Source organism: Comamonas sp. GB3 AK4-5 (assembly GCF_041320665.1).
Lineage (GTDB): Bacteria > Pseudomonadota > Gammaproteobacteria > Burkholderiales > Burkholderiaceae_C > Comamonas.
In genome coordinates this window covers 4,649,316-4,669,899 of sequence record NZ_CP166730.1, presented here as the reverse complement: position 1 = coordinate 4,669,899, position 20,584 = coordinate 4,649,316, and the positions used below count along the sequence as shown (strand labels likewise).

28 protein-coding genes and 1 tRNA gene are annotated in these 20,584 nt (G+C 61.2%); 28 read left to right on the top strand and 1 reads right to left on the bottom strand.

Features of this window, described 5'->3' with window-relative positions; translation table 11 throughout:
- Window positions 1-3: 3 nt before the first annotated feature.
- The 25 genes from ACA027_RS20735 (at window position 4) to ACA027_RS20615 (ending at window position 17,736) form a co-directional block, all read left to right on the top strand.
- A complete protein-coding gene (locus ACA027_RS20735; RefSeq protein ID WP_370680072.1) occupies window positions 4-1,092 on the top strand; it encodes an ABC transporter ATP-binding protein in 1,089 nt (362 codons plus the stop codon).
- A complete protein-coding gene (locus ACA027_RS20730; protein ID WP_370680071.1) occupies window positions 1,089-1,982 on the top strand; it encodes a carbohydrate ABC transporter permease in 894 nt (297 codons plus the stop codon). Before ACA027_RS20735 ends, ACA027_RS20730 begins: the two co-directional genes overlap by 4 nt.
- Window positions 1,975-2,787, top strand: a complete 813-nt coding sequence (locus ACA027_RS20725; protein ID WP_370680070.1) for a carbohydrate ABC transporter permease — start codon at window positions 1,975-1,977, stop codon at window positions 2,785-2,787. The genes ACA027_RS20730 and ACA027_RS20725 overlap by 8 nt, the downstream gene beginning before the upstream one ends.
- Before the next feature lie 2 nt (window positions 2,788-2,789).
- Window positions 2,790-3,098, top strand: a complete 309-nt coding sequence (locus ACA027_RS20720) for a DUF2160 domain-containing protein (protein WP_370680069.1) — start codon at window positions 2,790-2,792, stop codon at window positions 3,096-3,098.
- A gap of 217 nt (window positions 3,099-3,315) precedes the next feature.
- Window positions 3,316-5,049: an ABC transporter substrate-binding protein gene (locus tag ACA027_RS20715; protein WP_370680068.1), complete on the top strand. Its 1,734-nt coding sequence runs from the start codon at window positions 3,316-3,318 to the stop codon at window positions 5,047-5,049.
- A gap of 212 nt (window positions 5,050-5,261) precedes the next feature.
- The gene (locus tag ACA027_RS20710) at window positions 5,262-6,869 is read left to right on the top strand and encodes a glycerol-3-phosphate dehydrogenase/oxidase (RefSeq protein ID WP_370680067.1); all 1,608 of its coding nucleotides are present in this window, start codon (window positions 5,262-5,264) and stop codon (window positions 6,867-6,869) included.
- Window positions 6,870-7,275: 406 nt separating this feature from the next.
- On the top strand, window positions 7,276-7,644 hold the full coding sequence (rplN, locus tag ACA027_RS20705; RefSeq protein WP_120971765.1) for a 50S ribosomal protein L14: 369 nt from the start codon (window positions 7,276-7,278) through the stop codon (window positions 7,642-7,644).
- 13 nt (window positions 7,645-7,657) lie between these two features.
- Window positions 7,658-7,978, top strand: coding sequence for a 50S ribosomal protein L24 (gene rplX, locus ACA027_RS20700; protein WP_370680066.1), 321 nt, complete (start codon window positions 7,658-7,660; stop codon window positions 7,976-7,978).
- 10 nt (window positions 7,979-7,988) lie between these two features.
- Entirely contained in the window at window positions 7,989-8,528 is a 540-nt protein-coding gene (gene rplE, locus ACA027_RS20695) for a 50S ribosomal protein L5 (protein WP_066541321.1), read from the top strand.
- Between the two features lie 8 nt (window positions 8,529-8,536).
- Window positions 8,537-8,842: a 30S ribosomal protein S14 gene (gene rpsN / locus ACA027_RS20690; RefSeq protein WP_370680065.1), complete on the top strand. Its 306-nt coding sequence runs from the start codon at window positions 8,537-8,539 to the stop codon at window positions 8,840-8,842.
- Window positions 8,843-8,862: 20 nt separating this feature from the next.
- Window positions 8,863-9,258 (top strand): 30S ribosomal protein S8, encoded by a 396-nt coding sequence (rpsH, locus tag ACA027_RS20685; RefSeq protein ID WP_370680064.1) that lies wholly within the window; start codon window positions 8,863-8,865, stop codon window positions 9,256-9,258.
- A gap of 24 nt (window positions 9,259-9,282) precedes the next feature.
- The gene (rplF, locus tag ACA027_RS20680; protein ID WP_370680063.1) at window positions 9,283-9,816 is read left to right on the top strand and encodes a 50S ribosomal protein L6; all 534 of its coding nucleotides are present in this window, start codon (window positions 9,283-9,285) and stop codon (window positions 9,814-9,816) included.
- A gap of 11 nt (window positions 9,817-9,827) precedes the next feature.
- Window positions 9,828-10,193 carry a 50S ribosomal protein L18 gene (rplR, locus tag ACA027_RS20675; RefSeq protein ID WP_370680062.1) on the top strand — a complete coding sequence of 122 codons (366 nt, stop codon included), beginning with the start codon at window positions 9,828-9,830 and terminating at the stop codon, window positions 10,191-10,193.
- Window positions 10,194-10,208: 15 nt separating this feature from the next.
- Window positions 10,209-10,730, top strand: a complete 522-nt coding sequence (rpsE, locus tag ACA027_RS20670; protein WP_370680061.1) for a 30S ribosomal protein S5 — start codon at window positions 10,209-10,211, stop codon at window positions 10,728-10,730.
- 14 nt (window positions 10,731-10,744) lie between these two features.
- Window positions 10,745-10,927: a 50S ribosomal protein L30 gene (gene rpmD / locus ACA027_RS20665; protein ID WP_370680060.1), complete on the top strand. Its 183-nt coding sequence runs from the start codon at window positions 10,745-10,747 to the stop codon at window positions 10,925-10,927.
- An 11-nt stretch (window positions 10,928-10,938) separates the two neighbouring features.
- Window positions 10,939-11,373, top strand: coding sequence for a 50S ribosomal protein L15 (gene rplO / locus ACA027_RS20660; RefSeq protein ID WP_370680059.1), 435 nt, complete (start codon window positions 10,939-10,941; stop codon window positions 11,371-11,373).
- A 23-nt stretch (window positions 11,374-11,396) separates the two neighbouring features.
- On the top strand, window positions 11,397-12,713 hold the full coding sequence (secY, locus tag ACA027_RS20655; protein ID WP_370680058.1) for a preprotein translocase subunit SecY: 1,317 nt from the start codon (window positions 11,397-11,399) through the stop codon (window positions 12,711-12,713).
- A 135-nt stretch (window positions 12,714-12,848) separates the two neighbouring features.
- Entirely contained in the window at window positions 12,849-12,962 is a 114-nt protein-coding gene (rpmJ, locus tag ACA027_RS20650; RefSeq protein ID WP_003050535.1) for a 50S ribosomal protein L36, read from the top strand.
- A 25-nt stretch (window positions 12,963-12,987) separates the two neighbouring features.
- Window positions 12,988-13,353: a 30S ribosomal protein S13 gene (gene rpsM / locus ACA027_RS20645; RefSeq protein WP_370680057.1), complete on the top strand. Its 366-nt coding sequence runs from the start codon at window positions 12,988-12,990 to the stop codon at window positions 13,351-13,353.
- 17 nt (window positions 13,354-13,370) lie between these two features.
- The gene (gene rpsK / locus ACA027_RS20640) at window positions 13,371-13,772 is read left to right on the top strand and encodes a 30S ribosomal protein S11 (protein ID WP_042417426.1); all 402 of its coding nucleotides are present in this window, start codon (window positions 13,371-13,373) and stop codon (window positions 13,770-13,772) included.
- Window positions 13,773-13,862: 90 nt separating this feature from the next.
- Window positions 13,863-14,486 carry a 30S ribosomal protein S4 gene (gene rpsD / locus ACA027_RS20635; protein WP_370680056.1) on the top strand — a complete coding sequence of 208 codons (624 nt, stop codon included), beginning with the start codon at window positions 13,863-13,865 and terminating at the stop codon, window positions 14,484-14,486.
- A 106-nt stretch (window positions 14,487-14,592) separates the two neighbouring features.
- A complete protein-coding gene (gene rpoA, locus ACA027_RS20630; protein ID WP_370680055.1) occupies window positions 14,593-15,588 on the top strand; it encodes a DNA-directed RNA polymerase subunit alpha in 996 nt (331 codons plus the stop codon).
- Window positions 15,589-15,772: 184 nt separating this feature from the next.
- Window positions 15,773-16,159 carry a 50S ribosomal protein L17 gene (gene rplQ / locus ACA027_RS20625; RefSeq protein ID WP_370680054.1) on the top strand — a complete coding sequence of 129 codons (387 nt, stop codon included), beginning with the start codon at window positions 15,773-15,775 and terminating at the stop codon, window positions 16,157-16,159.
- A 24-nt stretch (window positions 16,160-16,183) separates the two neighbouring features.
- Window positions 16,184-16,260, top strand: a tRNA-Met gene (locus ACA027_RS20620).
- Between the two features lie 225 nt (window positions 16,261-16,485).
- Window positions 16,486-17,736, top strand: coding sequence for an Hsp70 family protein (locus ACA027_RS20615; protein ID WP_370680053.1), 1,251 nt, complete (start codon window positions 16,486-16,488; stop codon window positions 17,734-17,736).
- 125 nt (window positions 17,737-17,861) lie between these two features.
- Here the strand turns inward: ACA027_RS20615 and rsmI are convergent, their stop codons facing one another.
- Window positions 17,862-18,779 carry a 16S rRNA (cytidine(1402)-2'-O)-methyltransferase gene (gene rsmI, locus ACA027_RS20610; RefSeq protein ID WP_370680052.1) on the bottom strand — a complete coding sequence of 306 codons (918 nt, stop codon included), beginning with the start codon at window positions 18,777-18,779 and terminating at the stop codon, window positions 17,862-17,864.
- On the opposite strand from rsmI, the gene ACA027_RS20605 reads away from it, so the two are divergent.
- From ACA027_RS20605 to ACA027_RS20595, 3 genes are all read left to right on the top strand, one after another.
- Window positions 18,779-19,177 (top strand): YraN family protein, encoded by a 399-nt coding sequence (locus ACA027_RS20605; protein WP_370680051.1) that lies wholly within the window; start codon window positions 18,779-18,781, stop codon window positions 19,175-19,177. The genes rsmI and ACA027_RS20605 overlap by 1 nt on opposite strands.
- Window positions 19,178-19,252: 75 nt before the next feature.
- Complete coding sequence (locus ACA027_RS20600; RefSeq protein ID WP_370680050.1) at window positions 19,253-19,849, top strand: SIS domain-containing protein; 597 nt, start codon at window positions 19,253-19,255, stop codon at window positions 19,847-19,849.
- On the top strand, window positions 19,846-20,508 hold the full coding sequence (locus ACA027_RS20595) for a BON domain-containing protein (protein ID WP_370680049.1): 663 nt from the start codon (window positions 19,846-19,848) through the stop codon (window positions 20,506-20,508). Before ACA027_RS20600 ends, ACA027_RS20595 begins: the two co-directional genes overlap by 4 nt.
- Window positions 20,509-20,584 lie beyond the last annotated feature (76 nt).

The window sequence follows — 20,584 nt, the reverse complement described above, 5'->3', positions numbered from 1 at the left end:
GCCATGGCACGCATTACCCTGGATCTGGCCCATGCCTATCACCCCCACCCGCAGCAGGACAGCGACTACGCCCTGCTGCCGCTGCAGATGGAATTTGCCGACGGTGGAGCCTATGCGCTGCTGGGACCCTCGGGCTGCGGCAAGACCACGCTGCTGAACATCATGTCCGGCCTGCTGGCGCCCTCGCAGGGCCAGGTGCTGTTCGATGGCCGTGATGTGACGCGCGACAGCCCGCAGCAGCGCAACATCGCCCAGGTGTTTCAGTTCCCGGTGATCTACGACACCATGACCGTGGCCGAGAACCTGGCGTTTCCGTTGCGCAACCGCCAAGTGCCCGAGGTCGAAATCCGCCAGCGCGTGGGCGTTATTGCCGAGATGCTGGAGCTCAGTGCGCAGCTGGATCAGCGTGCTGCCGGTCTGGCGGCGGACACCAAGCAGAAGATCTCGCTGGGCCGTGGCCTGGTGCGCTCGGACGTGGCGGCCGTGCTGTTTGACGAACCACTCACCGTGATCGACCCGCACCTGAAATGGCAGCTGCGGCGCAAGCTCAAACAGATCCACCAGGAGCTCAAGCTTACGCTGATCTACGTCACCCACGACCAGGTGGAGGCGCTGACCTTTGCTGAGCAGGTGGTGGTGATGTCGCGCGGGCGGGTGATGCAGCTGGGCGCGCCGGATGCCTTGTTCGAGCGACCCAGCCATGCCTTTGCGGGGCATTTCATAGGCTCGCCCGGCATGAATTTTTTGCCCCTGCAATGCCGTGATGGCGCCATGTGGGTGGGGCAGCAGTCCATGCCCATGGCCCAGGTGCTGCAGGCCGCCGCCGGCATGCAGCCACAGTCCTTGCAACTGGGTATCCGGCCGGAATACCTGCGGCTGGCGCAGCCCCAAGCCCCCGGCGCCTTGCCTGCCCAGGTGCTGAAGGTGCAAGACCTGGGCACCCACGCGCTGCTGAGCGCCCAGGCCGCCGGCCAGGTGCTCAAGGCCCGCTTTGCCGCAGGCACGCCACTGCCCGCCGTGGGGCAGACCGTGTGGCTGCAGCTGCTGGGCCCGCACACCTGCTACTACCGCAATGAGGAGCTGCTGGCATGAACCCGTCGAACAAACCGGTGAACCAGCGCGCCTGGCTGCTGATCCTGCCGGTGATGCTGTGCGTGGCCTTCTCGGCCATCGTACCCTTGATGACGGTGGTGAATTACTCGGTGCAAGACATCATCAGCCCCGAGCGGCGCGTGTTTGTCGGCACCGAGTGGTTTGCCGCCGTGATGCGCGACGAAGAGCTGCATGCCGCGCTGTGGCGCCAGCTGGGCTTTTCGCTGGCGGTGCTGGCGGTGGAGATTCCGCTGGGCATTGCCCTGGCCCTGTCCATGCCGGCCCAGGGCTGGAAGGCCTCGGCCGTGCTGGTGGTGGTGGCGCTGTCGCTGCTGATTCCGTGGAATGTGGTGGGTACCATCTGGCAAATCTATGGCCGCTCGGACATCGGCCTGCTGGGTGCAGCACTCAACGGCCTGGGTGTGGACTACAGCTACACCGGCCATGCCCTGGATGCCTGGCTGACGGTGCTGGTCATGGATGTCTGGCACTGGACGCCCTTGGTGGCCTTGCTGGGCTATGCCGGCCTGCGCTCCATACCCGACGCCTACTACCAGGCTGCCCGCATCGACGGGGCCAGCAAATGGGCGGTGTTTCGCTATATCCAGCTGCCCAAGATGCGCGGGGTGCTGATGATTGCCGTGCTGCTGCGCTTCATGGACAGCTTCATGATCTACACCGAGCCCTTTGTGCTCACCGGTGGCGGGCCGGGCAATGCCACCACCTTTCTCTCCCAGTACCTGACGCAAAAAGCCGTGGGCCAGTTCGACCTGGGGCCTGCCGCAGCGTTCTCGCTGATCTACTTTCTCATCATCTTGCTGCTGTGCTTCATCCTCTACAACTGGATGCAGCGCGTGGGCACCCAAAGCCCGGAGGTGGGCCATGACTGAGCGTCGCATTCACAAGCGCAGCCTGTTTCTGCTGCTCTACCTGGTGTTTGCCGTGCTGCCCATCTACTGGATGGTGAACATGAGCTTCAAGACCAATGAGGAGATTCTGTCCAGCTTTTCGCTGTGGCCCCAGCATTTCACCTGGGACAACTACCGCACCATCTTCACCGACCCATCCTGGTATTCGGGCTATATCAACAGCCTGATCTATGTGGCCATCAACACCGTGATTTCACTGACGGTGGCCCTGCCTGCGGCCTATGCTTTTTCGCGCTACCGCTTTCTGGGCGACAAGCATGTGTTCTTCTGGCTGCTGACCAACCGCATGACGCCGCCTGCCGTGTTTTTGCTGCCGTTTTTTCAGCTCTACACCACGGTGGGGCTGATGGATACACATCTTGCCGTGGCGCTGGCGCATTTGCTGTTCAACGTGCCGCTGGCGGTGTGGATTCTGGAAGGATTCATGAGCGGCATACCGCGCGAGATTGATGAGACCGCATACATCGATGGCTACAGCTTCCCGCGCTTTTTCCTCACCATCTTTCTGCCGCTGATCAAGGCCGGTGTGGGCGTGGCGGCCTTTTTTTGCTTCATGTTCAGCTGGGTGGAATTGCTGCTGGCGCGCACGCTGACCAGTGTGAATGCCAAGCCCATTGTGGCCACCATGACGCGCACGGTGAGTGCCTCGGGCATGGACTGGGCCACGCTGGCGGCGGCCGGCGTGCTGACCATTCTGCCGGGTGCGGTGGTGATCTGGTTTGTGCGGCATTACATCGCCAAGGGCTTTGCCATGGGGAGGGTTTGACCATGTTTTCCTGGATGGCCTGGACCACGCCGGTGGCGGTGTTTTTTGTCTGCATCGCGCTGATGCTGGTGGGGATGACATGGTGGGAGATCAAGTCGCCCACCACGCTGCGCAAGGGCTGGTTGCCCATGGCTACCACGCGCGGAGATCGCTTGTTCATGGGGCTGCTGCTGGCGGCCTATATCAATCTGACCTGGGTAGGGCTGGGCGAGAAGATGGTGCAGTGGTTTGCCTTGGCTGAAGAGCCATCGGTGTGGATCAGCTTTGGGCTGTCCATGCTGGCGCTGGCCATCGTGATGAAAAAAGGCTGACCCCCTGAGCGGCTGCGCCGCTTCCCCCAGGAAGGGGGACGACAGCCTCGCTGCGGGGTGGCCCTTGCTCGCTGTCCCTGATGGGGGCTCGCCGGTGTGGGCGTGGGTGGTGGCCTGCGCAGTAGGTATTGGTTTTCAACAGGCCCGATTCTCTCCCGTGGCCTGGATGCGAGTGACGGCGGGGAGTGCTTGCGAATGACACCAACAGGAGACAGCTATGAACGTGCAATTTCGGGCCATTGCCTTTGCCGCTGCGGCATTGGTGGCGGGCCATTCCGCCTGGGCGGGCGAAGCCGAGGCCAAGAAGTGGGTGGACAGCGAATTCCAGCCCAGCACCTTGAGCAAGGACCAGCAGATGGCCGAGATGAAATGGTTCATCGAGGCCGCCAAAAAGCTGCAGGCCAAGGGGGTGAAGGAAATCTCCGTGGTGTCCGAGACCCTCACCACGCACGAATACGAAAGCAAGACCCTGGCCAAGGCCTTTGCCGAGATCACCGGCATCAAGGTGACGCATGACCTGATCCAGGAAGGCGATGTGGTGGAGAAGCTGCAGACCTCCATGCAGTCGGGCAAGAGCATTTACGACGGCTGGATTTCCGACTCCGACCTCATCGGCACCCACTACCGCTACGGCAAGATCATGAACCTCACCGACTACATGAGCGGTGAGGGCAAGGAATGGAGCACCCCCGGTCTGGACATCAAGGATTTCATCGGCATCAGCTTCACCACCGCGCCGGATGGCAAGGTCTATCAGTTGCCGGATCAGCAGTTTGCCAACCTCTACTGGTTCCGTGCCGACCTGTTCGAGCGCAAGGACCTCAAGGACAAGTTCAAGGCCAAGTACGGCTATGAGCTGGGCGTGCCATTGAACTGGAGCGCCTATGAGGACATTGCCGAGTTCTTCACCAACGATGTGAAGAACATCGATGGCAAGCCCATTTACGGCCATATGGACTACGGCAAAAAAGACCCTTCGCTGGGCTGGCGTTTCACCGATGCCTGGCTGTCCATGGCCGGCAGCGCCGACAAGGGCATTCCCAATGGCATGCCGGTGGATGAGTGGGGCATTCGCGTGGCTGACGACAAATGCACGCCCGTGGGGGCCTCGGTCTCGCGCGGCGGGGCGACCAACTCGCCGGCGGCCGTGTATGCGCTCACCAAATATGTGGACTGGATGAAGAAGTACGCGCCCAAGGAGGCCATGGGCATGACGTTTGGCGAGTCCGGCCCCGTGCCGGCCCAAGGCCATATTGCCCAGCAGATCTTTTGGTACACGGGGTTCACGGCCGATATGACCAAGCCCGGCCTGCCGGTGGTGAATGCCGACGGCACGCCCAAATGGCGCATGGCGCCCGGGCCCAACGGCCCGTATTGGAAGCAGGGCATGCAAAACGGCTACCAGGACGTGGGCAGCTGGACCTTCTTCAAAGACCATGACGCCAACCGCAAGGCCGCAGCCTGGTTGTACGCCCAGTTTGTGACGGCCAAGACCACCAGCCTGAAAAAGACCATGGTGGGGCTGACGCCGATTCGTGAATCCGACATCCGCTCCAAGGCCATGAGCGATATGGCGCCCAAGCTGGGCGGCCTGGTGGAGTTCTACCGCAGCCCGGCGCGTGTGGCCTGGACGCCCACCGGCACCAATGTGCCCGACTACCCCAAGCTGGCCCAGCTGTGGTGGAAGAACGTGGCCCAGGCTGTGACGGGGGAGAAAACGCCCCAGGCCGCCATGGACACGCTGGCCGAGGAGATGGACCAGGTCATGGCCCGGCTGCAGCGCGCCGGCATGGCCCATTGCGCGCCCAAGCTCAATCCCAAGGGCGATCCGGGCAAATGGCTCAGCGACCAGCACGCGCCCTGGAAAAAGCTGGGCAATGAAAAGCCCAAGGGCGAGACCATTGCCTATGACAGCCTGTTGAACGCCTGGAAAAACGGCAAGGTGCGCTGAGAGCCTGTCACCAGGCTCTGGTACAAACAAGCGGCTGCGGGCCGCTTGTTTTTTCGTATGGTGGATGTTTGAGGTAATAACGATCAAAAACGAAACATTCAACCGGGTGAATACGCACAAAAACCGAAAAAGAGCGAAAATATAGAAATACTTGCAACCGCCGTCGCCCGTGCAGTCCGCACCGTGCTCCGGCACGATTCTCGAATTTGCCCATGAACACCACCACAGCCCCCTTGCTGACTGATCGCGCTGCCTTGCTGGAGCGCCTGGCGGCCCCCGAGACCTATGACCTGGCCATCATCGGCGGCGGTGCCACGGGCCTGGGTACGGCGCTGGATGCGGCGGCGCGCGGCTTCAAGGTGGTGTTGCTGGAGTCGGATGACTTCGCCAAGGGCACTTCCTCGCGCGCCACCAAATTGGTGCATGGCGGGGTGCGCTACCTGGCCCAGGGCAATATCGCCCTGGTGCGCGAGGCCTTGCACGAGCGCAGCACGCTGCTGAACAACGCCCCCCACCTGGCGCAGCCGCTGCCGTTTGTGATGCCGTCCTACCGCCTGCTGGATACGCCGTTCTACGGCGCAGGTCTGAAGATGTATGACGCCCTGGCCGGCAAGGACGGCCTGGGTCGCACCGAATTCCTCAGCCGCGACAAGACCTTGCGCTATCTGCCCACCGTGCGCAGCGATGGCCTGAAGGGCGGCGTCAAGTACTGGGACGGCCAGTTTGACGATGCCCGCCTGGCGCTGGCGCTGGCCCGCACGGCCGCCACCAAGGGCGCGCTGTTGGTGAATTACTGCCCGGCCAAGGAACTGGTGCATGAGGCGGGCAAGGTGGCTGGCGTGGTCTGTGAAGACGCAGAAGCCGGCCGCCGCTTCACCGTGAAGGCGCGCTGCGTGGTGAATGCCACAGGCCCCTGGGTGGACCTGTTCCGCCAGCAGGATGCCGAACTGCTGGGCAAGCCCGTCAAACCCATGGTGGCGCCCAGCCAGGGCGTGCATGTGGTGGTGGACCGTGATTTTCTGCCTTCCGACCACGCACTGCTGGTGCCCAAGACCGCCGATGGCCGCGTGCTGTTTGCCGTGCCATGGCTGGGCAAGGTCATCCTGGGCACCACGGACACCCCGCGCCATGACCTGGCGCGCGAGCCCCTGGCTTTCCCGGAAGAGGTCGATTTCATCTTGCGCGAGGCCGGCAACTACCTGAGCCGCCAACCCACACGCGCCGATATCCGCAGCATCTGGGTGGGCCTGCGTCCCCTGGTCAAGCCCCAGGACGACGATGGTGAGAACACCAAGAGCATCAGCCGCGAGCACACGGTGCTGACCAGCAAGTCGGGTCTGGTCACGGTCACCGGTGGCAAATGGACCACCTACCGCGCCATGGCCGAAGACGTGCTCAAGGAATGCTTCACGCGGGGCTTGATGGATGCGCGTGCTGGCGGTGTGACCGTGCACCTGCCGCTGGTGGGGGCGCCCGCTGCCGTGGCCTTGGCCACCAACACCCGCCAGAGCATGGCGGTCTCGCAGGGCCTGCACAGCTACGGCACCGAGGCCCAGGTTGTGCAAGCTCTGCCTGGTGCGGGCGTGGCCCTGGCGCCCGGCCTGGCCCTGGACGAGGCCATGGTGCGCTTTGCCGTGCGCCATGAATACGCCCGCACCGTGGAAGATGTGCTGGCGCGTCGCAGCCGCCTGCTGTTCCTGGATGCGCGCCTGGCGGCCCAGGTGGCGCCGCGTGTGGCGGCCATCGTGCAGGAGGAGCTGGGCCAGGATGCGCGCCTGGATGACTTTCTGGCGCTGGCCCAGCAGTATCTGCCGGTGTAATTCTGGGCGCAGGCAGGGCCCAAGCCTGGGTAGCCAGGGCCTGCATAAAACAGGAGCATTGATCGCTGGTGCGCCTTGGCTCTTGCGTTTAAAACCCTTTGAAATCAAGGTGCTGAAAGCAGAAGGTGCTCTGGTTTTTGGGGTGTTGCTGCCGTGCTGTGCAGTGCTCACGCCAAGGCCTGCAAATCCTGCGTCCAATCCGGGCTAAAGGGTTGACGCGCAAAGGAATTTCTGCGACACTCTCCTGCTTCACGTGTAAAAGCGTGAAAGTTTCTGCCCAGCGGGAAGCCTTTCGGAATGAGCCGAGAGGTGGACGACGGGCCCAAGACTGACTGGCTGCTTTGTTCAGCCCTTGAGAAGTTCTCTGGGGCTGTTGGAATAGCTGGAGCAAGTTGGGAATATTGAAATGATCCAAACAGAATCTCGTTTAGAGGTTGCCGACAACACCGGCGCGAAGTCTGTCCAGTGCATCAAAGTGCTGGGCGGTTCTCATCGTCGCTACGCAAGTGTTGGCGACATCATCAAGGTGAGCATCAAAGAAGCCGCTCCGCGTGGCCGCGTCAAAAAAGGCGAGGTCTACAGCGCTGTGGTGGTGCGCACTGCCAAGGGCATCCGTCGTGCAGACGGCTCGCTCGTGAAGTTCGACGGCAATGCCGCCGTTCTGCTGAACGCCAAGCTGGAGCCTATCGGCACCCGCATCTTTGGCCCCGTGACCCGTGAACTGCGTACCGAAAAGTTCATGAAGATCGTGTCCCTGGCGCCTGAAGTTCTCTAAAGGAAAGCACATCATGAACAAGATTCGCAAGGGCGACGAAGTCATCGTGCTGACCGGCCGTGACAAAGGCAAGCGTGGCGTGGTTGCACTGCGCAAGGATGACTCCCACCTGGTGGTGGACGGCGTCAACCTGGTGAAGAAGCACGTCAAGCCAAACCCCATGAAGGGCACCACTGGCGGCATCGTGGAAAAGGCCATGCCTATCCACCAGTCCAACGTGGCCATCTTCAATGCTGCGACCGGCAAGGCCGATCGCGTGGGCATCAAGGTGAACGCAGACGGCACGCGTGCTCGCGTGTTCAAGTCCAGCGGCGCTGAAATCACGGTCGCCTGAGGAGTAACACATGGCACGACTGCAAAAACTCTATCGCGAAAAGATCGCGGCTGAACTGAAAGAAAAGTTCGGCTACACCTCCGCTATGGAAGTGCCCCGCCTGACCAAGATCACCCTGAACATGGGTGTGAGCGAAGCCGTGGCCGACAAGAAGGTGATGGACAACGCCGTGGCTGACCTGACCAAGATTGCTGGTCAGAAGCCTGTGGTGACCAAGGCCAAGAAGGCTATCGCTGGTTTCAAGATCCGCGAAGGCCAAGCGATTGGCTGCATGGTGACCCTGCGTGGCGTTCAAATGTACGAATTCCTGGACCGTTTCGTCACCGTGGCTCTGCCCCGCGTGCGTGACTTCCGTGGTATTTCGGGTCGCTCGTTCGACGGCCGCGGCAACTACAACGTTGGCGTTAAAGAACAGATCATCTTCCCTGAAATCGAATACGACAAAGTGGATGCTCTGCGTGGTCTGAACATCAGCATCACGACTTCGGCAAAGAACGACGAAGAGTGCAAGGCACTGCTCGCAGCGTTCAAATTTCCCTTCAAGAACTGAGGTAGCGCATGGCTAAGAAAGCTTTGATCGAGCGCGAACTGAAGCGCGAAAAACTGGCCGCCAAGTTTGCTGCCAAGTACGCTGAATTGAAGGCCATCGCCGGCGACGCCAAGCGTTCCGACGAAGAGCGTGATGCAGCCCGCCTGGGTCTGCAAAAGCTGCCCCGTAACTCCAACCCCACTCGCCAACGTAACCGTTGCGAGATCACGGGCCGTCCCCGTGGCACCTTCCGTCAATTCGGTCTGGGCCGCGCCAAGATCCGTGAAATGGCCTTTGCCGGTGAGATTCCCGGCGTGACCAAGGCCAGCTGGTAAGCAAGCAGGAGAGATACAAGATGAGCATGAGTGATCCTATCGCCGACTTGCTGACCCGCATCCGCAACGCCCAAATGGTGTCCAAGGCCACCGTGTCGGCTCCTTCCTCCAAAGTGAAGGTTGCCATTGCACAAGTGCTGAAAGACGAAGGCTATATCGACGGCTTCGAAGTGAAGACCGAAGAAGGCAAGTCCGAGCTGGTTATCAGCCTGAAGTACTACGCCGGCCGCCCTGTGATCGAGCGCATTGAGCGCGTGAGCCGTCCTGGCCTGCGCGTGTACAAGGGCCGTCACGCAATCCCTCAGGTCCAAAACGGCCTGGGCGTGGCCATCGTCACCACTCCCCAGGGCGTGATGACCGATCGCAAAGCGCGCGCTACCGGTGTCGGCGGCGAAGTGCTGTGCTATGTGGCCTAACGGACATTAAGGAGAAATACTGAAATGTCTCGCGTAGCAAAAGCAAATGTGACCATCCCCGCTGGCGTGGATGTGTCTATCAATGCTGATTCCATCAAGGTCAAGGGCAAGGGCGGCGAGCTGTCCCAAGCCCTGCATGCCCTGGTGTCCATCAGCAACAACGACGGCAAGCTGTCGTTCGCTCCCGCCAATGACTCCCGTGATGCTGACGCCCTGGCCGGTACTTTCCGCCAGTTGGTCAACAACATGGTCAAGGGTGTGACCGAGGGTTTCGAGAAGAAGTTGACGCTGGTTGGCGTGGGCTTCAAGGCCGCTGCACAAGGTTCCAAGCTGAACCTGGCTATCGGTTTCTCGCACCCCGTGAACTTCGAGATGCCTGCCGGTATCACTGTCGCTACCCCCACTCCGACTGAAATCGTGATCAAGGGTGCTGACCGCCAAGTGGTGGGTCAGTTGGCCGCTGAGATCCGCGCCGTTCGTCCTCCCGAGCCTTACAAGGGCAAGGGCATTCGCTATGCGAATGAGAAGGTCGTGATCAAAGAGACCAAGAAGAAGTAAGGAGCTGCATGATGTTGAACAAGAAAGAGCAGCGTCTGCGCCGTGCACGCCAAACCCGCATTCGCATTGCACAGCAAGGCGTAGCGCGTCTGAGCGTGAACCGTACCAACCTCCACATCTACGCCAGCGTGACGTCGGAAGACGGCACCAAGGTGCTGGCTTGCGCCTCGACTGCCGAAGTCGAAGTGCGCTCTCAGCTGGGCGCCGCAGGCAAGGGTGGCAACGTGGCTGCTGCCGCACTGATCGGCAAGCGCATTGCTGAAAAGGCCAAGGCTGCTGGCGTTGAGAAGGTGGCTTTCGATCGCGCTGGTTTTGCATACCACGGCCGCGTGAAGGCCTTGGCTGAAGCCGCTCGCGAAGCGGGCCTGCAGTTCTAAGCGGAGCGGATAGAAATGGCTAAATTTTCCCCCAAAGTGCAAGACCAAGGTAATGACGACGGTCTGCGCGAAAAAATGATCGCGGTGAACCGCGTCACCAAGGTCGTGAAGGGCGGTCGTATCCTCGGCTTCGCTGCACTGACCGTGGTTGGCGACGGTGATGGCCGCGTGGGTATGGGTAAGGGCAAGTCCAAGGAAGTGCCCGCCGCCGTGCAAAAGGCAATGGAAGAGTGCCGTCGCAATCTGGTGAAGGTTTCGCTCAAGAGCGGCACCATCCACCACTCTGTGACCGGTCACCACGGTGCTGCTCGCGTTGAGCTGCACCCCGCCCCCAAGGGTACCGGCATCATCGCTGGCGGCCCTATGCGCGCCGTGTTCGAAGTCGTCGGTATCACCGACATCGTGGCCAAGAGCCACGGTTCTTCGAATCCCTACAACATGGTTCGCGCCACCTTCGACGCTCTGCAAAACGCTACGACCCCTGCGGAAGTGGCTTCTAAGCGCGGCAAGTCGGTCGAAGATATCTTCGCGGCCTGATCGGAGTCAATTACATGACAACGCAACAAACCGTTAAGGTGCAATTGGTGCGCAGCCCCATTGGCACCAAGCAAGATCACCGCGCTACCGTGCGCGGTCTGGGTCTGCGCAAGCTGAACAGCATCAGCGAACTGAAGGACAGCCCTGAAGTGCGCGGCATGATCAACAAGATCAGCTATCTGGTCAAAGTGCTCTGAAAGGATTGATGATGGAACTCAATAGCATCAAGCCTGCAGACGGCGCCAAGCACGCCAAGCGTCGCGTTGGCCGTGGTATCGGTTCTGGTCTGGGTAAGACCGCCGGCCGTGGTCACAAGGGTCAGAAATCGCGTTCGGGTGGCTACCACAAGGTGGGCTTCGAAGGCGGTCAAATGCCTCTGCAGCGTCGCCTGCCCAAGCGTGGTTTCAAGTCGCATCTGCTGAAGTTCAATGCAGAAGTGACCTTGTCCACCCTGGAGCAACTGGGTCTGGCTGAAGTCGACCTCGCCGCCCTGAAGCAAGCTGGCCTCGTGCCCGCTATTGCCCAGGTGGTGAAGGTGATCAAGAGTGGCGAAATCAGCAAGGCTGTGAAGCTGAGCGGAATTGGTGCCACTGCTGGCGCCAAGGCCGCCATCGAAGCAGCCGGTGGCAGCATCGCCGCCTGATCAAGAACTGAAAGAAGACATCCGTGGCTACTAGCGCAGCGCAAATTGCAAAAACTGGCAAGTTCGGTGACTTGCGTCGCCGACTGGTTTTTCTGCTGCTCGCGCTGGTCGTGTACCGCATCGGGACTCACATCCCGGTGCCGGGCATCGACCCTGCGCAACTGCAGCAGCTGTTCAATGGCCAACAGGGCGGTATCCTCAATCTGTTCAACATGTTCTCCGGTGGCGCTTTGTCGCGCTTCTCGGTGTTTGCACTGGGGATCATGCCGTACATCTCGGCATCGATCATCATGCAGCTGATGACTTACGTCATCCCGACATTCGAACAGATGAAGAAGGAAGGTGAGGCGGGTCGTCGCAAGATTACCCAATACACCCGCTACGGCACTGTGGCCTTGGCCCTCTTTCAATCATTGGGTATCGCAGTCGCTCTGGAAAGCCAGGCGGGTCTGGTGTACGCCCCAGGGTTCGGCTTCCGTCTCACGGCGGTGGTGACTCTGACGGCAGGTACGCTGTTCCTGATGTGGTTGGGTGAGCAGATCACGGAACGTGGTCTGGGCAACGGTATTTCCATTCTGATCTTTGCTGGTATCGCCGCAGGCCTGCCCAGCTCGATCGGTGGATTGCTGGAGCTGGTGCGCACCGGCGCCATGAGCATTCTGGCCGCGATCATCATTGTTCTCGTAGTGGCAGCCGTGACGTATTTCGTCGTGTTTGTCGAGCGAGGCCAACGAAAGATCCTGGTGAATTACGCACGCCGTCAAGTCGGCAACAAGGTGTATGGTGGCCAGTCTTCGCACTTGCCACTGAAGCTGAATATGGCAGGTGTGATTCCTCCCATCTTCGCTTCGTCCATCATCTTGCTGCCCGCAACGGTGGTGAACTGGTTCAGTGCTGGAGAGTCGATGCGCTGGCTGAAGGACATCGCAGGTGCTCTGACCCCCGGTCAGCCCATCTATGTGTTGCTGTATGCCGCCGCCATCATCTTCTTCTGCTTCTTCTACACGGCCCTGGTGTTCAATAGCCGGGAAACTGCCGACAACCTGAAGAAGAGCGGTGCCTTCATCCCCGGGATTCGTCCTGGTGACCAGACGGCTCGCTACATTGACAAGATCCTGGTGCGTCTGACATTGGCCGGCGCGATCTACATCACCTTTGTGTGCTTGCTGCCCGAATTCCTGATCCTGAAGTACAACGTTCCGTTCTACTTCGGTGGTACATCACTGCTGATTATTGTGGTGGTGACCATGGACTTCATGGCACAGGTGCAGAACTACATGATGTCCCAGCAGTACGAGTCACTGCTGAAGAAGGCTAACTTCAAGACATCTGGCAATTAAGCAAGAAATGGTCTATCCTTGCGGGTTCGCCCGTAAGGTGCCCCCAACCTAGTGAAGAGCCCTGCGCATTTTTGTCGGTCACAGGCAGTGTCCAGGACAAGAAAGAGCTCGGATGAAAAGTTTTAGGAGAATGAAATGAGAGTTTCGGCTTCGGTCAAGAAAATCTGCCGCAACTGCAAGATCATCCGCCGCAAGGGTGTGGTGCGCGTGATCTGTACCGACCAGCGCCACAAGCAGCGCCAAGGTTGATTGAAAGTATTAGAGGACTACTAATATGGCACGTATCGCCGGCATTAACATCCCGCCGCACAAGCATGCTGAAATCGGCCTGACCGCCATCTACGGCGTGGGTCGTACCACTGCACGCAAGATTTGCGACGCATGCGGCATCGAATATTCCAAGAAGGTTAAGGACCTGACGGACGCTGATCTGGAAAAGATCCGCGACCAGCTGAATCCCATGACCCTGGAAGGCGACCTGCGTCGCGAGACCACGATGAACATCAAGCGTCTGATGGACATCGGTTGCTATCGTGGTTTCCGTCATCGTCGTGGCCTGCCCATGCGTGGTCAACGTACCCGCACCAACGCCCGCACCCGCAAGGGTCCGCGCAAGGGCGCCGCGGCTCTGAAGAAATAAGGGACTGAGAGATCACTATGGCAAAGGCACAAAACAACGCTGCTGCACGCGTGCGTAAGAAAGTTCGCAAGAACATTTCCGACGGTATCGCTCACGTTCACGCCTCGTTCAACAACACGATCATCACCATCACCGACCGCCAAGGCAACGCTCTGTCGTGGGCCTCGTCGGGTGGCCAGGGCTTCAAGGGTTCGCGCAAGTCGACTCCCTTTGCAGCTCAAGTGGCTTCGGAAGTGGCTGGCCGTGCTGCCATTGAACAGGGCATCAAGAACCTGGACGTGGAAATCAAGGGTCCCGGCCCCGGCCGTGAATCCTCGGTGCGCGCCCTGGGCGCTCTGGGTATCCGTATCACTTCCATCTCGGACGTGACTCCGGTGCCCCACAACGGCTGCCGCCCTCAAAAGCGTCGTCGTATCTAATCTTTTTGAAGACCACCGCCGCCAGGGGTGTTTCACTCCTGGCGGCTCCCGTGCGTTTTACGCACGGTAGATGACACAAAGGAAGCTCAAGTGGCACGTTATCTCGGCCCCAAGGCCAAACTCTCCCGCCGTGAAGGCACCGACCTGTTCCTGAAGAGCGCCCGTCGCTCCATCGCGGACAAGTCCAAGTTCGACACCAAGCCCGGTCAACACGGCCGCACCTCGGGTCAGCGCACCTCCGACTTCGGTCTGCAGCTGCGTGAAAAGCAGAAGGTCAAGCGCATGTACGGCGTGCTGGAAAAGCAATTCCGCCGCTACTTCGCTGAAGCCGACCGTCGCCGTGGCAACACTGGCGCCAACCTGCTGTCCCTGCTGGAGTCGCGTCTGGACAACGTGGTGTACCGCATGGGCTACGCCTCGACCCGCGCTGAAGCACGTCAGCTGGTGTCGCACAAGGCCATCACCGTGAACGCCAAGTCGGTGAACATTCCTTCCTACTCCGTGAAGGAAGGCGATGTGATCGCTGTGCGCGAAAAGTCCAAGAAGCAAGCTCGTGTGGTGGAAGCACTGCAACTGGCTTCGCAAGTGGGCTTCCCGGCATGGGTGGAAGTGAGCCTGGACAAGGCTGAAGGTACCTTCAAGAAGGCACCGGACCGCGACGAATTCGGCGCCGACATCAACGAATCCCTGATCGTTGAGTTGTACTCGCGTTAATTCTCCGGCTTTTAGCAACCCGTCCCCACGGCGCGAGGCATCGCACCGTGGGTGCTTCGCCAGCCTTACCGGTGTAACGAGCCGGGGGTATTGAGAGGAAGTCTGCATGCAAACAAATCTGCTGAAACCCAAGACGATCAATGTGGAGCAACTGGGCCACAACCGTGCCAAGGTGACTCTGGAGCCTTTCGAGCGCGGCTACGGCCACACGCTGGGCAATGCTCTGCGTCGCGTGCTGCTGTCGTCCATGGTGGGTTATGCAGCGACGGAAGTCACGATTGCTGGCGTGCTGCATGAGTACTCGTCCATCGACGGTGTGCAAGAAGATGTGGTGAGCATCCTCCTGAACCTCAAGGGCGTGGTGTTCAAGCTTCACAATCGCGACGAAGTCACGCTGAGCCTGCGCAAGGACGGCGAAGGTGTTGTCACTGCTGGTGACATCCAGACGCCCCACGACGTTGAAATCATCAACCCCGATCATGTCATCGCCACCCTGTCGCAAGGCGGCAAGCTGGATATGCAGATCAAGGTGGAAAAAGGCCGTGGCTATGTGCCTGGCAACGTGCGCCGCTATGGTGACGAGTCGACCAAGTCGATCGGCCGCATCGTGCTGGACGCATCGTTCTCGCCCGTGCGCCGCGTGAGCTACAACGTGGAATCCGCCCGCGTGGAGCAACGTACCGACCTGGACAAGCTGGTCGTCGAAATCGAAACCAATGGCGCCATCAATGCGGAAGACGCAGTGCGCGCATCCGCCAAGATCCTGGTGGAACAGCTGGCCGTGTTCGCGCAGCTGGAAGGTGAGTTCGGTGAAGGCGGCATCCTGCAGGCCGGCAACCAGCGCTCCAACGCTACGTTCGATCCTATCTTGCTACGTCCTGTGGACGAGCTGGAGCTGACCGTGCGTTCCGCCAACTGCCTGAAGGCAGAAAACATCTACTACATCGGTGATCTGATTCAGCGCACCGAGAACGAGCTGCTCAAGACCCCGAATCTGGGTCGCAAGTCGCTCAACGAAATCAAGGAAGTCCTCGCTTCGCGTGGTCTGACCTTGGGCATGAAGCTGGAAAACTGGCCACCGGTTGGCCTAGAAAAGCGCTAAGCATTAGCGCCCATTTCGGCATCACGCTATAATTTGCGGCTCCCTGCTCGATGAGGGCTGGGAGCCGCAATATTTACACGGTATCGATACTGTTGATACGATTTGATACCGTAAATATTTAACAGTGCACCGGGCAGTACCTGATACGGCTTGCCCGCAAACATCAAATTCAAGGAAAAGCACCATGCGTCACGGTCACGGCCTCCGCAAACTGAACCGCACTTCTGCACACCGCAAGGCAATGCTGCAGAACATGATGAACTCGCTCATCGAGCACGAAGCCATCAAGACCACTGTGCCCAAGGCCAAGGAACTGCGCCGCGTGATCGAGCCCATGATCACCCTGGCCAAGGTCGACTCCGTCGCCAACCGCCGCCTGGCTTTCGACCGCCTGCGCGACCGTGACAGCGTGACCAAGCTGTTCAACGTGCTGGGTCCCCGCAACGCCAAGCGTCCTGGCGGCTACACCCGTATCCTGAAGATGGGCTTCCGCGTGGGCGACAACGCTCCCATGGCCTATGTGGAGCTGGTTGAGCAAGAAGAAGTCGCTCAAACCCAAGCTGCTGAATAATTCCGTGCTATAATTTGGAAATATCGCGAGGTGGAGCAGTCTGGTAGCTCGTTGGGCTCATAACCCAAAGGTCGTTGGTTCAAATCCAGCCCTCGCAACCAAGTTCAAAACGCCTGCTGAGTTTTCAGCAGGCGTTTTTGTTTGTGCATTTTTTGTTTGCTGCTTGGCTGCGGCATCATTTTGATGAGCATGCTCTACGCCTGCAGTGTGCGATAGCGGCTGCTGGAATGCGCAAAAGCGCTGCCTGTCAGCGCAGACAGCTCTCTTTTTCCTATTGCTGTGGCCTGTTGGCCTGTAGCGGCCCTCTGTCATCACCGGAATTTCCTATGCAAGCACTGGCTGGCACCACCTTGGGTATCGACTTCGGCACCTCCAACTCCGCCATGGCCCTGCGCCAGGGCAGCAGTGCTGCGCAGCTGGTGCCGTTGGAAGGTGGAGCCACAGGCATGCCCACGGCGCTGTTCTTCAACACCGAAACCCACAGCACGCACTTTGGCCGCGACGCCATGCGCCAGTACCTGGCGGGTGAGGATGGCCGGCTGATGCGCTCGCTCAAAAGCCTGCTGGGCAGCAGCCTGCTGCAGGACAAGACCTTGGTGCATGAGCAGTTGATCAGCTATCAGGACATCATTGCCCTGTTTCTGAAGCAATTCGCTCAGCGCGCCCAGGCCCAGCTCGGCGGTCTGCCCGAGCGCGTGGTGCTGGGCAGGCCGGTACATTTTGTCGATGCCCACCCCGAACGCGACCGCCAGGCCCAGGACGCACTGGAACAGGCGGCGCAGGCTGCAGGCTTTGCCCAGGTGCAGTTCCAGCTGGAGCCGATTGCCGCCGCGCTGGACTACGAGCAGCGCCTTACCGGCGAAGCCGTGGTGCTGGTGGTGGACCTCGGCGGCGGCACCTCGGACTTCACCGTGGTGCGCCTGGGCCCGCAGCATGCGGGCAAGGCCGATCGCCAGGCTGACATCCTGGCCACCAGCGGTGTGCACATAGGCGGTACTGACTTCGACCATCGCCTGAGTGTGGACACAGTGATGCCGCTGCTGGGCCTGCGCCATATCGGCCCGCATGGCCGAGAAGTGCCCAGCCGCGTGTTCTACGACCTGGCCACCTGGCATTTGATTCAATGGCAGTACAGCGCCAAGGCCTTGCGCGAGGCCCAGGCGCTGCGCAGCGACTACCGTGACCCACAGCTGCACCAGCGCCTGATGACGGTGCTGGAGGAGCGCGCCGGCCACCGCCTGGCCGATGCGGTGGAGCAGGGCAAGATCCAGGCCTCATCCAGCGGCGGTGATGCCGCGTTGGATCTCGGCTGGCTGGAGGCCGGCTTGCAGGCGGCCATCACCCAGGCGCAGCTGGAGCAATCGCTGCAGGCCCCGCTGGCCCAGGTCATGGTGTGCGCCCTGGAATGCGTGCAACTGGCGGGCTTGGCGCCCACGCAGCTGGATGCGGTCTACCTCACTGGCGGCTCCTCGGCCCTGCGCACGCTGCGCCATGCCCTGGCCCAGGCCCTGCCCGGTGTGGAGCAGGTCGAAGGTGATTTGTTTGGCGGTGTGGCCACGGGCCTGGCCTACGCCTGATGCTTTCTATGCTCCTGAATCGGGAGCTTGCCATGCAGATGTGGCTTACGTGAGCAGCCGAAAAGACCACATTCCTGGTCTATTTTTTCAGTCGATTTCGAAGGCCGCAGCGCGCGGCTTCTTCCTTATTCCGCTTCCCGTTTGATGGCCAACGCCAGCTCATAGAGCTGGTTGCGGTTGCCGCCGCTGATGTCGGCCGCCAGCTTCACCGCGCTCTTGGTCGGCAGCTCGGCCAGCAACAGGCGCAGCACGCGCTCGGCATCGCCGTCGTCCTGCTGCACGGCCACGGGGTGTAGCACCACCACAAACTCGCCCCTGGCGCGGGAGGACTCGCCCGCCAGCCACTCCGGCAGGTCTTGGGCCGCATGGGTGCTGATCTGCTCAAACTGCTTGGTGATCTCACGCGCCAGCGTCACCGGTCGCTCGCCCAGCACGGCCAGGGCCTTGGCCAGCTCGTGGATGCGGTGGGGTGCCTCCAGCAGCACGGTGCAGCGCGGCTCCCCAGCCAACTGCTGCACAGCGGCCTGGCGTTCCGCATTCTTGGTCGGCAAAAAACCGGCAAACACAAAACCGCCATCGGTTTGCCCGGGTGGCACACAGCCGGCCACGCTGATGGCGCTGGTGATGCTGCTGGCACCCGGCAGCGGCATGCAGCGCAGGCCGGCGGCCTGCACGGCCGCACACAGGCGCGCGCCGGGGTCGCTGACGCCGGGCGTGCCGGCATCGCTGACATAGGCAATGCGCTGGCCTTGCTGCAGCCGGGCGATGATGCCGGCGGCGGCCTCGGCCTCGTTGTGCTGGTGCACGGCCAGCAGCTGGCTGCCGGGGCGTTCCATGCCATAGGAGCGCAGCATGCCCTGGGTGTGGCGGGTGTCCTCGCAGGCCACCGCGTCCACCAGTTGCAGCACATGCAGGGCACGCAGCGAGATGTCGGCCAGATTGCCGATGGGCGTGGCCATCACGTACAGCGTGGCCTGCGGATAATTCTGGGCAGCCGCTGCCTCGCGGGCAGCGCTCAGGGCCGGAGCGAAAGAGGCACTCAATGGGTTTCCTTGGAAAAAAGCCGCCGCCAAAGACGTTGGCTGCTGCGCAGCGCACGCCGGGCCAGCTGGCCGAAGATGCGGCCTTGCAGCACGCACAGGCGCGGGGCTGGCGGCTGATAGCACGCAATTATCGGACGCCCGGCCGTGGCGGTGGCGAGATAGACCTGATTCTGCGCACCGGCGACGGCGTGGTGGTGTTTGTAGAAGTGCGCAGCCGCAGCCTGCAGGACTATGGCGGAGCTGGTGGCAGCATTGATGCCACCAAGCGCCGGCGCATTGTGCTGGCGGCCAGGCATTGGCTGGCACGCCAGCCCAGCTTGCCACGCTGCCGCTTTGACGCGGTACTGGTGCAAGGCATGCAGCTGCAATGGCTGGAGGCGGCGTTTGATGCCGAGTGACGCTGCGTGGTGCAGTTACCGCACAAACGTTCTGCTACGAAAGGTGTAACCGCACACAGGTATCATCGCAGTCCCATGCTTGAGCTACGTATCCAACAGCACTTTATCGACAGTGCCGACCTGAAGTACCAGGCCGCCCAGACGTTGAGTCAACCCATCACCGCCGCTGTGCAGGCCATTTTGGCCAGTGTCACCAGCGGCGGCAAAGTGCTGGCCTGCGGCAGCGGGGTATCTGCCCAGCAGGCGCAGACCTTTGCCGCCCTGTGTATCACCGGTTTTGAACGCGAACGCCCCGAGCTGGCAGCCCTGGCGCTGAGCAGTGACGGCGGGCTGCTGGGCGGCTCGGCCGGCACGGCACCTGGTTCGCAATACCTGGCACGCCAGGTCCGGGCCCTGGGCCAGGCCGGCGATGTGCTGTTGGTGATTTCGGTCTCGGGCAATGAACAAAGCCTGCTCGAAGCCGTGGAAGCGGCCCATGAGCGCGAAATGATGGTGGTCGTGCTCAGCGGCCACACCGGCGGTGCGCTGGCCGCCAGGGTGCGCGAGACCGATGTACTGGTCTGCGTTCCGCACGAGAGGGCCGCCCGCGTGCGAGAGGCCCATGAGTTGGTGATCCATTGCCTGTGCGATGGCTTGGACACCCAGTTGCTAGGTGATCAGGAGGTGTTATGAAGCGTACGGGTTCCTCCCGTTGGGTCTGTATGGCCTTGGCGACCGCCGGCATGGTGGGCGCATTGTCGGGCTGCGTGCCCTTGGTGGTGGGCGGTGGCATGGCCACGGCAGCCCTGTCGGCGGCAGACCGTCGCACCACGGGCGCCCAGGTGGAAGACCAGGGCATCGAGCTGCGGGCCTCGGACCGTATTCGCCAGTCCCCATTGGGCGACCAGGTGCGCGTCAACACCACCAGCTACAACCGCAAGGTGCTCATCAGCGGTGAAGCGCGTACCGAAAAGGACAAGCAGGAAGTCGAGCGCCTGGTGCGCGAGGTGAACAACGTCGAAGGCGTGTTCAACGAGCTTGAGGTGCTGCCCTTCACCTCTTCGCTGACGCAGCGCGGCAAGGACTCCATCATCACCACCCAGGTCAAGGCCAGCTTGCTGGACTCCAAGGACCTCCAGGCCTCGGCCATCAAGGTGGTCACAGAGAACAAGGTGGTCTACCTGCTGGGCATCGTGACCGAGCGCGAATCCAAGCGTGCGGCCGAGGTGGCGCGCGGCATCAACGATGTGCGCAAGGTGGTACGTCTGTTCGAGATCACCACCGAGGACGCACTGGCCAACTACATGCCAGGCACGGCACCGGTCACGCGCGATCCTGCTACGGAGAATTGAGGCTCCCCCTGAGCCGCTGCGCGTCTTCCCCCTCTCTGGCTTCGCCGGAAGGGGACGGCACCGGCGCCTGACAGGG